The sequence below is a fragment of the Sphingomonas sp. BL-S-25 genome, from assembly GCF_055521555.1.
This window is the reverse complement of sequence record NZ_CM145486.1, coordinates 4,145,209-4,160,387: the sequence shown is the minus strand read 5'-3', so window position 1 is coordinate 4,160,387 and position 15,179 is coordinate 4,145,209. Positions and strand designations below refer to the sequence as shown.

At 66.8% G+C, this 15,179-nt stretch carries 14 protein-coding genes; 12 read left to right on the top strand and 2 right to left on the bottom strand.

Annotated features, from left to right (window positions below; all coding sequences use genetic code 11):
- Positions 1-9 precede the first annotated feature (9 nt).
- Positions 10-705: an endonuclease/exonuclease/phosphatase family protein gene (locus ACZ1H8_RS20080; RefSeq protein WP_465178990.1), complete on the top strand. Its 696-nt coding sequence runs from the start codon at positions 10-12 to the stop codon at positions 703-705.
- On the top strand, positions 702-3,014 hold the full coding sequence (locus ACZ1H8_RS20075) for a patatin-like protein (protein WP_465178989.1): 2,313 nt from the start codon (positions 702-704) through the stop codon (positions 3,012-3,014). Before ACZ1H8_RS20080 ends, ACZ1H8_RS20075 begins: the two co-directional genes overlap by 4 nt.
- A 6-nt stretch (positions 3,015-3,020) precedes the next feature.
- On the opposite strand, the gene ACZ1H8_RS20070 is transcribed toward ACZ1H8_RS20075, so the two are convergent.
- The gene (locus ACZ1H8_RS20070) at positions 3,021-4,583 is read right to left on the bottom strand and encodes a GH39 family glycosyl hydrolase (RefSeq protein WP_465178988.1); all 1,563 of its coding nucleotides are present in this window, start codon (positions 4,581-4,583) and stop codon (positions 3,021-3,023) included.
- Positions 4,584-4,699: 116 nt separating this feature from the next.
- Entirely contained in the window at positions 4,700-7,672 is a 2,973-nt protein-coding gene (locus tag ACZ1H8_RS20065) for a TonB-dependent receptor (RefSeq protein ID WP_465178987.1), read from the bottom strand.
- Between ACZ1H8_RS20065 and ACZ1H8_RS20060 the strand changes: the two genes are divergently transcribed.
- From ACZ1H8_RS20060 to ACZ1H8_RS20015, 10 genes are all read left to right on the top strand, one after another.
- Positions 7,671-7,847 carry a hypothetical protein gene (locus ACZ1H8_RS20060; RefSeq protein WP_465178986.1) on the top strand — a complete coding sequence of 59 codons (177 nt, stop codon included), beginning with the start codon at positions 7,671-7,673 and terminating at the stop codon, positions 7,845-7,847. The two genes, ACZ1H8_RS20065 and ACZ1H8_RS20060, sit on opposite strands and share 2 nt — an antisense overlap.
- Positions 7,848-8,125: 278 nt before the next feature.
- Complete coding sequence (locus ACZ1H8_RS20055; RefSeq protein WP_465178985.1) at positions 8,126-8,524, top strand: LapA family protein; 399 nt, start codon at positions 8,126-8,128, stop codon at positions 8,522-8,524.
- On the top strand, positions 8,521-9,195 hold the full coding sequence (gene pyrF / locus ACZ1H8_RS20050) for an orotidine-5'-phosphate decarboxylase (protein ID WP_465178984.1): 675 nt from the start codon (positions 8,521-8,523) through the stop codon (positions 9,193-9,195). The genes ACZ1H8_RS20055 and pyrF overlap by 4 nt, the downstream gene beginning before the upstream one ends.
- A 33-nt stretch (positions 9,196-9,228) precedes the next feature.
- The gene (locus tag ACZ1H8_RS20045) at positions 9,229-9,738 is read left to right on the top strand and encodes a GNAT family N-acetyltransferase (protein ID WP_465178982.1); all 510 of its coding nucleotides are present in this window, start codon (positions 9,229-9,231) and stop codon (positions 9,736-9,738) included.
- A gap of 16 nt (positions 9,739-9,754) precedes the next feature.
- Complete coding sequence (locus ACZ1H8_RS20040) at positions 9,755-10,381, top strand: phosphoribosylanthranilate isomerase (RefSeq protein WP_465178981.1); 627 nt, start codon at positions 9,755-9,757, stop codon at positions 10,379-10,381.
- 2 nt (positions 10,382-10,383) lie between these two features.
- Complete coding sequence (trpB, locus tag ACZ1H8_RS20035) at positions 10,384-11,616, top strand: tryptophan synthase subunit beta (protein WP_465178980.1); 1,233 nt, start codon at positions 10,384-10,386, stop codon at positions 11,614-11,616.
- Positions 11,613-11,909, top strand: a complete 297-nt coding sequence (locus ACZ1H8_RS20030; RefSeq protein ID WP_465178979.1) for a hypothetical protein — start codon at positions 11,613-11,615, stop codon at positions 11,907-11,909. Before trpB ends, ACZ1H8_RS20030 begins: the two co-directional genes overlap by 4 nt.
- The gene (trpA, locus tag ACZ1H8_RS20025; protein ID WP_465178978.1) at positions 11,906-12,694 is read left to right on the top strand and encodes a tryptophan synthase subunit alpha; all 789 of its coding nucleotides are present in this window, start codon (positions 11,906-11,908) and stop codon (positions 12,692-12,694) included. Before ACZ1H8_RS20030 ends, trpA begins: the two co-directional genes overlap by 4 nt.
- Positions 12,691-13,545, top strand: coding sequence for an acetyl-CoA carboxylase, carboxyltransferase subunit beta (accD, locus tag ACZ1H8_RS20020; protein ID WP_465178977.1), 855 nt, complete (start codon positions 12,691-12,693; stop codon positions 13,543-13,545). Before trpA ends, accD begins: the two co-directional genes overlap by 4 nt.
- A gap of 284 nt (positions 13,546-13,829) precedes the next feature.
- Entirely contained in the window at positions 13,830-15,149 is a 1,320-nt protein-coding gene (locus tag ACZ1H8_RS20015) for a bifunctional folylpolyglutamate synthase/dihydrofolate synthase (RefSeq protein ID WP_465178976.1), read from the top strand.
- The last annotated feature ends 30 nt before the right edge of the window (positions 15,150-15,179 follow it).

The window sequence follows — 15,179 nt, the reverse complement described above, 5'->3', positions numbered from 1 at the left end:
CTGTCCGCGATGATGAAGGTCGCCAGCTATAATATGCGCAAGTCGATCGGAACCGACCGACGCCGCAAGCCCGAGCGGACGCTTCAGGTTCTGTGCGAGATCGATGCCGACATCGTCGCGCTGCAGGAGGCCGATCGCCGCTTCGGCGCTCGCGCGGCGGTGATGTCCGGACACCTGTTGGCCGAGCATAGCGATTACAAGGCGATCCCGTTCGGCGCGCGCGCGGCGAGCATTGGCTGGCACGGCAATTCGATTCTGGTGCGCAAGGACGCACAGGTGCTCGATTCCGAACAGATCCACCTGCCCGCGCTCGAGCCGCGCGGCGCGGTGATGGCGGACGTCCGCTTGAACGGCACCATCGTCCGCATCGTCGGCATGCATCTCGACCTGTCAGGTCTGTGGCGCCGGCGACAGGCACATGCGATCATCACCCACCTCCAGGCCAGCACCAACCAGTATCCGACGGTCCTGATGGGCGACCTCAACGACTGGACCGCCAATTCCGGCTGCCTGAAGGATTTTGCCCAGCATTTCGCCTTTGCCGCGACCGGCCGCAGCTTTCATGCGCGCCGCCCGGTCGCGCGGCTCGACCGGATCATGGCCTCGCCCGAGCTGAGCTTCACCGACGCCGGGGTGCATGACAGCCCGGCGTCGCGGACGGCGTCGGATCATCTGCCGGTCTGGGCGACGCTGGAGAAGGCGTGAGCGATACGATCCACGAACGCGAGCTGCGCCTGGCGCTGGTCTGCTATGGGGGCATCAGCCTCGCCGTCTATATGCACGGCATCACCAAGGAGATCTGGCATCTGGCACGCGCCAGCCGCGCCTGGCGCGATGGTGACGGCGATCCGGGCGGCGGCAGCGAGGCAGTCTATCACGCGATGCTGGCCGAGATCCAGGAGACGACCGGCATCCGGCTGAGGGTGATGGTCGACATCATCGCCGGCGCCAGCGCGGGCGGGATCAACTCGGTATTCCTGGCCCAGGCGATCGCCACCGGCCAGTCGCTCGACCCGCTGACCCAGCTGTGGCTCGAGGTCGCCGATGTCGAGGCGCTGCTGGCGCCCAGCCAGGCGCCGTCGCACCGGCTGGCCAAGATCTGGGCGACGCCGCTCGCCTGGCTGATCTCCAACCGCAGCAAGACGATCGATGCGACCGTGGAGGTTGCGGCGCGCGAGGAAGTGCGCGCGAAACTGGAGAAGTTCGTCCGCTCGCGCTGGTTCGAACCACCCTTTGGCGGCAAGCAATTGCTCCACATGCTGCTGAACGCGTTCGACGCGATGCGCGACGCGCCTTCGGGCAAGCGCTTGCTGCCCGCCGGCCAGCCGCTCGACCTGTTCGTCACCGTCACCGATTTCCGCGGCCATTCGGAGCGGCTGCGGCTCAACAGCCCGCCCCAGGTGACCGAGACCGAGCACCGGCTGGTGTTCGCCTTCACCGATCACGGACAGGAGGCGGAGGGCGATTTCGCCCATCGCTGTGAACTCGCCTTCGCTGCCCGCGCCACGTCGAGCTTCCCCGGCGCCTTCCCGCCCTTCACCGTTGCCGAGATGGACGAGGCGATGGCCGAGCGCGACATCCGCTGGGCAGGTCGCGACGCCTTTCTCGAACGCGCCCTGCCCCATCAATGGGCGGACAATCGCGCGGAAAAGGCAGTGCTGATCGACGGGTCGGTGCTGGCCAACGCGCCCTTCCGCCCGGCGATCGAGGCGCTTCGAGAACGCCCGGCGCGTCGCCAGGTCGATCGCCGCTTCGTCTTCGTCGATCCCTTTCCCGACGGCCGGCTCGAACTCTATGGCGAGCGCAGCGACGACAAGCCGGGCTTTTTCCAGACGATCATCGGCGCCCTGTCCGAACTGCCGCGCGAACAGCCGATCCGGGACAATCTGGAGGAGATCGCGACCCGATCGGACCGTATCGAGCAGATGCTGGCGATCCTGACCGAGATCCGCGCCGAGGTCGAGACGCAGGTCGAGGCGTTGTTCGGCTACACGCTGTTCCTCGACTATCCGACGCCCAAGCGCCTCGCCGCATGGCGCCGCCGCGCCCAGGTCGCCGCCGCAGCCAAGGCGGGCTATGGCCACACCGCCTATGGCCTGTTGAAGGTCAACGGCGCCGCCGACCGGACCGCGCGGCTGCTCTATGCGATCGGCGAGCAGAAGGGCCCCGAGCGGCTGCGCGAACTGCGCGAGGCGGTCACCCGCACCATCCACGCGCGCGAGCAGGACCGGTTCGGCGCGACCTTGTCGAGCGGAGCGAGCCCGGCGACGCTCGACTTCCTGCGCGAGCATGACCTGGCATTCCGCATCCGCCGGTTGCGGCTGCTCGCGCGGCGGCTGACCGATATCGACCTGCCCGGCTCGCACCAGGAATTGCTGCCGATGCGCGAGGCGATCTACGACTCGCTCGCCGCCTATCTCGATTGCAAGCGGACCGATACGTTTGCCGACCTGAAGCCGATGGTGCGCGCGATGACCAACGATGCCGGCCCGGTGCTGGACGAGCTTGCCAGGCGGATGAGGCTGCGCGAGCTGGACGCGGAGGCCGATGCCCGCCTGTCGGACGGCTTTTCGCAACTGTCACGCGAGCTGCGCCGCCCGCTGCTCTTGGCGCATCTCGGCTTCCCGTTCTTCGACATCGCCACGCTGCCGATCCTGCAGGGCGAAGGGGTCGACGAGTTCGACCCGATCCGCGTCGATCGCATCGCCCCCGACGATGCCTGCGCGATCCGCAGCGGCGGGGCGGAAAAATCGTTGAAGGGCATCCAGTTCAACAGCTTCGGTGCCTTCTTCAGCCGCGCCTACCGCGAGAATGACTATCTCTGGGGCCGGCTGCACGGGGCAGACCGGCTGGTCGACATCATCCTGTCCACCCTGCCCCCGTCCAACTGCCTGCCCCAGACCCGCATCGCCGAGATCAAGCGCGCCGCCTTCCACGCGATCCTCGACGAGGAAGAGCCGCGGCTGAAGTCGGTCCCCGGGCTGTTCGAGGAATTGCGCGCCGAGATCGGCTGACCCGGATCAGCGCTTTACCGGAGTCAGTGTCGCGAACACCACGTCATTGGTCCGCATCGGCACGGCGATGCGATAGCGCCCGTCGGCGCCGATGCGGATCATCTGGTCCTTTTCCGGCACGTCGCGGGTCAACTGCTGCAGCTCGGCAAGTTGCGCGGCGCTCAACGTCTTGGGCGATCCCATTTCGAGATAGCGGCTCTGCGCGTCGTTCGCCTTGAAGCCGGTCCGGCGCAGGGTCAGGCGATAGGATCCGGGCTTGAGACCGGCGAAGATCAACTGCGCATCGGGCAGCTTTTGCGACGGCAGCAGCCGGGTGAAGAAGGGCCGGTTGCTGACGTCCTGGTTCGGCAGCGTCCAGTTCCACAGCAGCACGCCGGTGCGCCCGGCTTCGGTCGCGGCAAGCACCTGACCGTCGCGGACCGGGATCTCGCGGCCTCGAAGCTCGTGAAGATATTTATAGGCGAACCAGGCGGGCTTGCGGATTCCCTCGCGGTTCATCAGCCCGAAGCCGCCATGAAACGGCGTCGGCGGCGGTCCGGCTTCCTCGAACAGGTCGCTATAGGTCCAGTAGCTCATGCCCTGGGCCAGCCCGCGGGTGTCGCGCAGCTTGGTCAGGATATAGGGCGCGCTGATATAGCTGTCATGGACGGGATCGCGCGGATTGTAGCTGACGCTCCATTCGGTGAAGAACAGCGGCAGGTTCGGAAAGGCCGAGGCCTGGATCTCGGCGCGGACCTTGCGCACATCGCTGACGATCGCGTCCGGTCGGGTCGACAGGCGGTTGTCGTCCTCCCCCTTCTCGTCGAGGAAGCCGCCATCGACGCCGTAGGTGTGGGTCGCGACGAAATCGACGGGCAGCTTGCGGTCCGCCGCAAATTTCAGGAACTCGGGCACCCAGGCCGCGCCCGCGGTCGCCGGGCCGCCGACACGCAGGGTCGGGTCGATCGCCTTGATCGCGCGGGCGGTCGCCGCATAGAGCTCGAAATAGGCCTGCTGGTCGCCGTTCTCCCAGAAGCCGGCCAGGTTCGGCTCGTTCCACACCTCGAAATACCAGCTGCGGACTTCCTTCTCGCCATAGCGTTTGCGCAGGTGGCGGACGAACGCGTCGACCAGCGGCACCCAGGCGTCGAGGCGGGGGTGCGAGGTATTTCCCTTCCAATAGAAGATCGTCTGGCTCGATGTCGCCATCGCCTCCGGGCTGAACCCGAGCTCGACAAACGGCTTGATCCCGCGTGCCAGCATCGCGTCATAGAGTTCGTCGATGCGGGTCCAGTCATAATGGATCCGGCCGTCGCGGATCTTCACCGTGCCGAGCACGTCGTGGAAGATCCCGTGGAAGCGCAGGTAGCGAAAGCCCAACTCGTCCCTGGCGATGCGCAGCTGGTCCAGACTGTCCTTGCGGATCAGCGTGCCCGGATAATCGGCGCCGACCGACAGGTCGAACGACCGGTCGAGCGGTGCGCCGGCGCTGCGGACATCGACCTCGATCGTTCGCGTCGCTGCCGGCTGCGACGTCTGCGCCAGCGCCGAAGCCGGAAGGAGTGGCGCAGCGGCGATGGCAATCCGCATAACGGCACGGCGGACGGCGCGATGGGTCATGGTCAAAGGTCGGGATCTCGCATTTCGTTGAGGCGTGATTGGCGTGGCATCCGGGCGCAGGCCGCACCCGGATGCCATTGCCCGGGTCAGAACGCCAGGTTGATCCCCATGCTGATCCGCCGGTCGCTCTGGAACCAGCTTCGCCCGACCAGGTCCCCGCCGGGATAGCCACCCATCAGCGTCCGCTGGGTCGATGCGGTCAAATTGGTACCCTGGATCCCGAACGAGAACTGGTCGGTCACCTTGAAGCGGATGCCGGCGTCGAGCGTGCCATAGGCGCCGCCATAGACGGGCAGCGCAATCTGGGTCGTCCCGGGCGTGCCGCCATCGAGATCGGTGATGACCCCCGGCGCGCTGAAGTAATTATAGGCGGGGTTGGTGCCGTTGCTGTTGGTCGACTGGAGATATTTCGACCGCCACGAATAGGCGATCCGGACCGAGAAGGGATTGCGTTCGTAAAGCAGCGCCGCATTGAAATTATGCCGCGACAGGCCGACCAGCGGCGCGTCGTTACGCAGCGCGCCATTGATGTCGCGGTACACGTCGCCCGGGCTCTTGCTGTCGATGAAGGTATAATTGCCCTCGAACCCGAACCCGGCCCAGGCACCGGGCAGCATGTCGAGGAAGAAGCGCCCGCCAACCTCGATTCCCTTCACGGTCGCCGCCTCGGTCGAGTTGGAATAGTCGGACGCGGCCGCCGCGACGGTCTCCCGGGTACCGTCGGCGAAGACAACCGAGACATCACGCTGGGTGAGCGAGAAGACCGGCAGGTTGGTGATCCGCTTGTAGAAGGGGGCGATGTGGAAGGCAGTCCCCGCGCGGCCATAATATTCGAATGAAAGATCGAAATTGTTCGACAGGGTCGGTTTCAGCAGCGGGTTGCCAGTTTCCGCGGTAAAGTTGGTGAAGATGCCGGGCTGACCCTGGACCGGGTTGCTCGTGGTCGCCACGCCGACCGAGCCCGATGCGCGCAGGGCATAGAAGCTCGGCAGGTCGAGCGTCACATTATAGCCGGCGCGGATCTTGATCCGGTCCGAAGGCGAATAGTCGAGGTTGATCGACGGCAGGAACCGGGTGAACTCGGCCTTGCCGCTACGCGGCACGGCGTCGCTGCTGAGCGTGACGATCTGGCCATTCCGGATAAAGGTGTTGCCGTTCTGGCGGATATAGCCTTCGCCCGCATTCTTGATGTTGACCACGCGCAGGCCGACATTGCCCGAGATGGGTGACCCGCCGTCGCGCCCGCCGAACCGGACCAGCGCGTAGCCCGCGAGATTCTCCGTACGGTTATCGACCCGGTCGTCGGGCAGAACAAAGCCGACCGGCCGGATCCCCGACTGGCCGCCATAGCCGGTGACCGGCAGCGGCCCGGATGCCGAGCAATCAAATTCGGTGCCGGGAGGGCAGAAGCCGGCCGGGGGCGGCGTGGTCAGCTGGATGCGGTCGAGCCGCGACGCCAGTTCTTCGGTCGCGAAATAGAGATTGCCCGGCAACGTGGTGTTGCCGCGGAAGAAATCGTCGAACACGTGCAGCGCCACGTCGCCCGGTGCGGCATTGGCATAGGTCAGCTGCGGATCGCCATTCCAGCCGCGACCGAGCGCCGACCAGTTATAGCCATTGGCATAGTCGCGCTCGGTCCGCTTGGCATAGCGACCGCCGACCTTGATCGACCGGAGGAAGCCCTCGTCGAAGCTGTACTCGGCATCGAGCTGCCCGGCGTCGAGCCGCCCGGTATTGTTCTCGTTATGCGGCATCGATGCCGACCAGAAATAGTTGGCCGGGTTCGCGAACGAGGCCTGGGTCGCCGGCAACACGGTGATCCGCGGCAAGTCGCCGGTCAGGTCCATGCCGAAGCCCTGGCCGAAGCCGAGATCGCGGAAGATGTCGAGCCGGTCATAGACCTGCTTGGAATCCACCCGCTGGAGCGAGCCGCGAACCGACAGCGGCCCGTCGCTGGGCGCCCAGGCGAAGGACAGCGAATAGTCGCGCGTCACCGTATTGCTCGCGACATAGCCCTTGTTGCCGCTGCTGGTGACCTGCCCCGTGCTTGGCAGGAACGTCGCGGTGTCGCGATTGAACAGTGAGTCGGTCTTCAGCAGCAGTCCGTTGGCATCGAACGTGCTGGTCGCCGGATCGACCGCCAGCGTCTGCGACGAAACCTGAGCGCCGTAATCGCTCGACTTGCTCTTGTACCGCGACTGGAAGAAGGTCGCGGAGATGGTCAGGTCCTCGGACGGCGCCCACTGGACCGCGCCGTAAATGCCGTAGCGGCGATACTGGAATGCCTCGTCGCCATAGGTGAAGCCGCCGGGGATGTAATAGTCCGAATTGTTGATCCGGGTGCGGAAATAGGGCTCGGTCCGGATGAACTGCGACAGCGAGCTGAACTGGCTATAGGCGAAGTCGGCCAGAATGCCGATCCGGCCGATACCGGTGTCAAAAGTATCGGTCAAAAGCACCGACCCCATCGGGTCGGCCTCCTGCGCCATGTCGCCCATGCTCAGCTCGGCGGTGCCGGCGATATGGAAGCCGCCATCATAGTCGAACGGCATCTTGGTCCGCAGGTCGATCTGTCCGCCGGTGCCGCCCTCGATCAGGTCCGCGGTCGATGCCTTGTACACGTCCACGGCCGACATCAATTCGGGCGTGACGTCGCTCCACAGGATCGCGCGGCCATTGTTCGCGCTGAAGATCTCCCGCCCGTTCAGCCGCGAGGCGACGCCGGTCAGGCCGCGAACCTGTACGCCCGAGCCCTGGACCGAGAAGTGATCGGGGTCGCCGAGGGCCGCGAAGCGGACGATCGAGACGCCCGACACGCGCTGCAGCACTTCGGTGATCGAATTGTCGGGCAGCTTGCCCGCATCGTCGGCAACCACCGAGTCGACGATCGTCTCGCTCAGCCGTTTGCGCTCGTCGGCAGCCTGAAGTGCGGCGCGGCGTCCGGTGACAACGATGTCGTTCTCGGGGTCGCTCGATTGGTCGTCGGCGATCGGGGCCGCCTGGGCGCTGTCCTGGACCGGGTCCGCTGCCTGTGCGTGGCCGGGTGATGCGACGGCCATGGCGGCGACCGCGAGGCAGGAACCTCCGCTGCGCAACAGGAGGCGCAGCGTCTCCAAGGATGGCTTCGCCGACGCGATCTCGATCATGGTCATCTTCCCCTCCGATACGCGCTTCGAGGCGCGATTTGTCCCTGCGGCGGCGTGCAGTGATACCGCTACCAAAGGATTAATCTGATTTGTCAGCTGCATCAACTCGCAATCGTCTTATCAATCGGATCCGCCCGGCGCTGCGTGCAAGTATCTGAGGTAAAAAAACTTAATTCCGATTGGGAGAGCCCGGACGATTGCTTGACGCGATTATCGCGTTGCAAATGGAACGTTCACAGAACTTCGGACGTCAGCGAGGCCAGCCGCCGAGTCGTTCCGATGGCTCGAGCCGGGTCCGACCCTGCACTGGAAAAATCGGACATGGAGGCCTAAGACGGCGGCACGCGACAGATGGAAGGGAGCGGAATGCGGTTTCTGAAGGTCCTGTTCTGGCTCCTGCTGGGCGGCCTCGCCGCGGCATTCGTGATCTACAATGGTGAGGAACGCGTCAGCCTGCATCTGTGGGGCGGCCTGATTGCCGATATCAGCCTTCCTTTGCTGATCGTGCTCGTCTTCCTGCTGGGCTTCCTGCCGATGCTGGGTCTCTATCACGGCCTGCGCTGGCGCAGCCGTCAGCGGATTGCCGGGCTGGAACGCGCGATCGCCGATCTGCGCGCGGTGCCTGCCGCGCCTGCCCCCGCCCCCTCGATCGCCGCCGCGGAGCCGGTGCGGATTTCGCCGCCCGCCGCGCCCGCTGCGTCGGCGTCGACACCCCCCGCCCCGCCCCCGCCGCCCGCATCGCTGTTTCCGGAGACTGCAGCGTGAGCGGCCGGATCTATGTCGCGCTCGACACGCCCGAGCTCGAGAAGGCGAAAGCGATCGCGACGCGCGTCCGCAACCATGTCGGCGGGATCAAGCTGGGCCTCGAATTCTTCATGGCGAACGGCCGGCACGGCGTTCACGAGATGGCCGAGATCGGATTGCCGATCTTCCTGGACCTGAAATTCCACGACATCCCCAATACGGTCGCGAAGGCGATTCAGGCGCTGCGCCCGCTCGATCCCGCGATCCTGACGGTCCATGCAGCCGGAGGCCGGGCGATGCTGGAGGACGCCAAGGCCGCCGCACCGACCGGGACAAAGGTCGTCGCGGTCACGATGCTGACCAGCCTCGACCCCAGCGATCTCAGCTCGATCGGCCTGAAGCCAGATCCGCACGAACAGGTGCTGCGGCTGACCGAACTGGCGCGCGAATCCGGCGTCGACGGCATCGTGTGCTCGGGCGCCGAGGTGGCGGCCGCCAAGGCGGTCTGGCCGCAGGGCTTTTTCGTCGTCCCCGGGGTGCGTCCTGCCGACGGGCATCATGGCGATCAGAAGCGGGTGGTGACGCCGCGCGGGGCGCTGGACGCCGGCGCCTCGATCCTGGTGGTCGGCCGACCGATCACCCAGGCCGAGGATCCCGACCAGGCTGCCCGCGCCATCGAAGCGACGCTGTAGCGCCTCGCCCGCGGCCCAAGCGTCGATCGTCCCATGACCCCGGACATCCGTCCCGCCCATCTCGCCGACCTGGCCGAGCTCCACCGGGTGATCGAGCGCGCCTATCGAGGCGACAGCGCGCGCGCCGGCTGGACACATGAGGCCGATCTGATCCCCGAAGGCGACCGGACCGATCCCGCGACGCTGGCCGGGCTGGTCAGCGATCCCGCCAGCCGGCTGCTCGTGGCGCTCGACGGCGACCGGATCATCGGCTGCGTCAATGTCCAGGATCGCGGCGGCGGGACCGCGTATCTCGGCCTGCTGTGCGTCGACCCGACGCTTCAGGCAGGCGGCGTCGGTCGACACCTGGTCGCGGCCGCCGAGCGCACGGCGCGCAACGGCTTTGGCGCAGTGCGGATGGAGATGACCGTCATCGAACAGCGGACCGAGCTGGTCGCCTGGTATGAGCGGCGGGGCTACGCCGCATCGGGCGAGCGGCGTGACTTTCCCGTGCCGATGGATCCGCCATTGTTCATGACGGTACTGGTCAAGCCGCTCGGCTGAGGCCTATGGCCGCGCCATGCCTGTGACAGCCAAGATCTGCGGCCTGAGCACCGCCGCCACGCTCGATGCGGCGATCGCCGGGGGCGCGAGCCATGTCGGCTTCGTCTTCTTCCCGCCCAGCCCGCGCCATCTGGCGTTCGACGCCGCGCGCGGGCTTGCCGCGCGTGTGCCTGGGCGGGTACGCAAGGTGGGCGTGTTCGTCGATCCCGACGACGCGACAATCGAGGCTGCGCTTCTGGCGATCGACCTGCTGCAGCTTCACAAGACCGCGCCCGAGCGCGTCGCCGCGATCCGCGCGCGGACCGGTCGCGAGATCTGGGCGGCGGTTGCGGTCAAGCGCCGCGAGGATCTTGCCGCCGCCGGAGCGCTTCGCGGCGCCGCCGACCGCATCCTGTATGATGCCAAGACGCCGGAGGGTGCTGCCTTGCCCGGCGGCATGGGGCTGCGTTTCGACTGGGAGTTGCTGCGCGGGTTCGCCCATCCCCTGCCCTGGGCATTGTCCGGCGGGCTCGATCCCGCCAATGTGCGCGAGGCTGTGGCGGCAACCGGCGCGACCCTGGTCGACGTTTCGTCTGGCGTGGAGAACGCTCCGGGCGTGAAGGATATGGACAAGATCGCCGCATTCCTTAAGGCACTGAGCTGATCATGACCGCACCGAACTCCTACCGCGCCCAGCCCGACGATCGCGGGCATTTCGGCCAGTTTGGCGGACGCTTCGTCGCCGAGACGCTGATGCCGCTCATCCTCGACCTCGAGCGCGAATATCGCGCTGCCAGGGCCGATCCGGCATTCAAGGCCGAGTTCGACGACCTGCTCGAGCATTTCGTCGGGCGGCCCAGCCCGCTTTATTATGCCGAGCGCCTGACCGATCATTATCGCGGGCGCGCCGCGCCGGGCATGGGCGCCAAGATCTATTTCAAGCGCGAGGAGCTGAACCACACCGGCGCGCACAAGATCAACAACTGCATCGGCCAGATCCTGCTGGCGATCCGCATGGGCAAGACGCGGATCATCGCGGAGACCGGTGCCGGCCAGCACGGCGTTGCGACCGCCACCGTCGCGGCGCGCTTCGGCCTGCCCTGCACCATCTTCATGGGCGCCAAGGATGTCGAGCGGCAGAAGCCCAACGTCTTCCGCATGAAGCTGCTGGGTGCCGAGGTTCAGCCGGTGACCTCGGGCGCACAGACGCTGAAGGATGCAATGAACGAGGCGCTGCGCGACTGGGTCGCGACCGTCGACAACACCTTCTACATCATCGGGACCGCGGCCGGGCCCCATCCCTATCCGGAGCTGGTCCGCGACTTCCAGAGCGTGATCGGAACCGAGACGCGCGAGCAGATGCTGAAGGCCGAGGGCCGCCTGCCCGATTTGCTGATCGCCGCGGTCGGCGGCGGATCGAACGCAATCGGCATGTTCCACCCTTTCCTCGACGACAGCGACGTCGCGATGCTGGGGATCGAGGCGGCTGGGCACGGCGTCGAGACCGGCCAGCATGCCGCCAGCCTGACCGGCGGCTTCCCCGGCATCCTGCACGGCAACCGCACCTATCTGCTCCAGGACGAGGACGGCCAGATCGCCGAGGCGCACTCGATCTCCGCCGGCCTCGACTATCCCGGCATCGGCCCTGAGCATAGCTGGCTGCACGAAAGCGGCCGCGTTGCCTATCTGCCGATTACCGACACCCAGGCACTCGACGCGTTCCAGCTGTGCTGCAAGCTGGAGGGCATCATCCCGGCGCTCGAAAGCTCCCACGCGCTGGCAGCGCTGGAGACCAAGGCACTGGAAATGCGTGACGATCAGATCATCGTCGTCAATGTGTCGGGTCGCGGCGACAAGGACATCTTCACCGTCGCCGAGGCGCTGGGGTTCGACCTATGAGCGACACGGTCTTTTTCCTCGCACCACTCGTCGCGCTGATCGTGATCCCGATCCTGCTGTATGCGTTCACCTCTTATGAGGCGCCCCCGTCGATCGGCGCGTCCATTGGACGGACAGTGCGCGACGCCATCATGATGGCGACTGCCATTTCTGGTCTTTCATGGGTGACCGCCGGCAACCCGCTGGCCGATCAAGCCCCTGCCTCGCTGGTGGGCATCGTATCCGGCGCCGTGTTGCGGATTGCGATCGACGCTATCGTCCTTCGTCGCGAAACGCGGCGGGTGACGCTGTGAGCCGCCTCGCCTCTGCATTCGCCAAGGGGCCGGCGCTGGTCTGCTTCATCACCGCGGGTGATGGTGACACCGCTGCCAATCTCGATGCGCTGGTCTCTGGCGGCGCGGACGTGATCGAGCTGGGCATGCCGTTCACCGATCCGATGGCAGACGGCCCCGCGATCCAGGCGGCCAATCTGCGCAGCCTGGGTGCCGGCACCACCACCGCCGACGTGCTTGGCATCGCCCGCGCCTTTCGCGAGCGCCATCCTGATGTGCCGCTGGTGCTGATGGGCTATGCCAATCCGATGACGCGGCGCGGGCCCGACTGGTTCGCGAACGCCGCCGCGGATGTCGGCATCGACGGCGTGATCTGCGTCGATATCCCGGCGGAGGAGGATGACAGCCTCGGCGAGGCGCTCCGCGCCGCCGGCGTCGCCAATATCCGTCTCGCCACGCCGACCACCGACACCGCGCGGCTGCCTGCGGTTCTCCAGGGTGCCAGCGGTTTCCTCTATTATGTGTCCGTCGCCGGCATCACCGGGTTGCAACAGGCGGCGCAGACCTCGATCGAGGATGCCGTCACGCGGCTGAAGGCGGCGACCGATCTGCCGGTCGCGGTCGGCTTCGGCGTCCGCACCCCCGACCAGGCCGCAGCGATCGCGCGCGTTGCCGACGGCGTCGTCGTCGGCTCCGCGATCGTCGAGCTGGTGGCCAATCACGGGCAGGATGCGCCTCAGGCGGTCCGGACCTATATCCACTCGTTGAAGGCGGCGATCGACGCCGCGACCAAGGAAACAGCATGACCTGGATCAGCCGCGTTCGTAACGCGCTCGCCTATGTCACCAAGCGTGAGACCCCCGACAATCTCTGGCACAAGTGCAAGGGTTGCGGGACGATGGTGTTCCTGAAGGAATTGCAGGACAATCAGAGCGTCTGCCCGCATTGCGACTTCCATGAGCGGATTGGCCCGGCCGAGCGCTTCGCCGCGCTGTTCGACGAAGGCAGCTTCACCGTCCTGCCGGCGCCCAAGGTCGCCGAGGATCCGCTGAAGTTCCGCGACTCCAAACGCTATGTCGACCGGCTCAAGACCGCGCGGACAGACACCGGCGAGCCTGACGCCTTCCTGAACGCCAGCGGCACGATCCAGGGTCGCCATGCCGTGATCGGTGTCCAGGACTTCGCCTTCATGGGCGGATCGATGGGCCAGGCCGTGGGCGAGGCGTTCATCGCCGGCGTCGAGTCGGCGATCGGCGCGCGGGCGCCCTATATCGTGTTCACCGCATCGGGCGGCGCGCGCATGCAGGAAGGCATTCTCAGCCTGATGCAGATGCCGCGCACCACCGTCGCGATCGAGATGCTGCACGATGCCGGCCTGCCCTATATCGTCGTGCTGACCGACCCGACCTCGGGCGGGGTGATGGCGGCCTATGCGATGCTCGGCGACGTCCAGATCGCCGAGCCGCGCGCGACGCTCGCCTTTACCGGCCGCCGGGTGATCGAGAACACGATCCGCGAAAAGCTGCCCGACGATTTCCAGACCTCGGAATATTATCGCGAGCACGGCCTGGTCGACATGGTCACCCATCGTCACCAGCTGCGCGAGACGCTCGGCCAGTTGATCGGCCTGCTGTGCGAAGGGCGCAAGGCGGCATAGGCAAGTTGGTGGTCGATGACCTCCGCATTGTTGGAAATGCGGCGCGATCACCCCGATTTCCCCGTCACCCCGGCCGAAGTGCCGGGGTCCACCCATCCTCCATCCGACGCGCTCGGACCGGGCGTGCCGAAATCATCAAGGCGACCTGCCTGCCCTCCCCGCAGCTCCGGGAACTGCCGACCGGTGGACCCCGGCACTTCGGCCGGGGTGACGAGCGGGTTGAGGCGAGGTTGCGCTAACCAAGCAGGCCGACCCCAAGGGTCGACACATGAGAAGCCCCTGACATGCCCGATCATGCCCGATCCACCGATCCCGCCGTCCAGCGCCAGCTCGATCGCCTCTGGGCGCTCGGCCCGGGTGCCGATGTCCTCGGGCTGGACCGGGTCACCACGCTGCTCGACCGGCTGGGCAACCCGCACCGCTCCCTGCCGCCGGTGTTCCACGTCGCCGGGACCAACGGCAAGGGATCGACCTGCGCCTTTCTGCGCGCCGGCCTGGAGGCGGCGGGCAAGCGCGTTCATGTCTATTCCAGCCCGCATCTGGTCCGCTTCAACGAGCGCATTCGGCTGGCCGGCACCCTGATCGAGGACGAAGCGCTCGCGCCGTTGCTCGAGGAAGTACTCGATACCGGCGGCGATATCGGCGCCAGCTTCTTCGAGGTCACGACGGCGGCCGCGTTCCTTGCCTTTTCCCGCATCCCCGCCGATGCCTGTGTGATCGAGGTCGGCCTGGGCGGTCGGCTCGACGCCACCAACGTGCTTCCGCCCCCTGCGGTCGCCGGCATCGCCCAGCTTGGCATCGATCACCAGGCATTCCTCGGCAACGATGCCGAGACGATTGCGGGGGAAAAGGCCGGCATCGCCAAGCGCAGCACGCGGCTGGTGACGATGCGCTATCCTCAATCGGTCGCCGCGCGGGTGGCCAGCGTCGCCAACGCCGCCGGAGCGACCGTGCTCGCCGAGGGCAGCGCGTGGCGTTACTCGGTCGTCGGAAACGAACTGCGCTATTCGGACGCGCGCGGACCGCTGATAGCACCGCTGCCCGCACTCGCCGGGCCGCACCAGCCGGCAAACCTGGCGCTGGCGATCGCGATGATGCGGTTCCAGGATCCGCTACGCCTGTCGCCCGACGCGATGATCGCCGCCGGCCCCAATGCCCGCTGGCCGGCGCGGATGCAGCGGCTCGGCGCCGGACCGCTCACGGCGCAGGCGCCGGAGAGGGCCGAGGTCTGGCTTGACGGGGCGCACAACCCCGCCGCCGCCGAAGTCATTCGCGATGCCATCTGGGCGATCGCCGCCGGGCGTCCGATCCATTTGATCCTGGGCGTGCTCCTGAACAAGGATGCGGAGGATCTGGTGTGGCGTTTCTCCAACATCGCCGCGTCGCTCACCGCGGTGCCGGTGCCGGGTCATGAGCATCACTATACCGGCCACCTCGCCGAGTTGGGGCGCGAGATGAACATCCCGGTCACGGAGATGGCGGAGGACGTGCCGTCGGCGCTGGCGATGCTGCCGCGTACCGGCGAGCCGAGTGTCGTCCTGATCCTCGGATCGCTCTATCTCGCCGGCACGGTGCTGGAGGCGAATGGTGAGCTGCCGGACTGATCCCGCAGCAGACTGACGGCGCGATTGCCC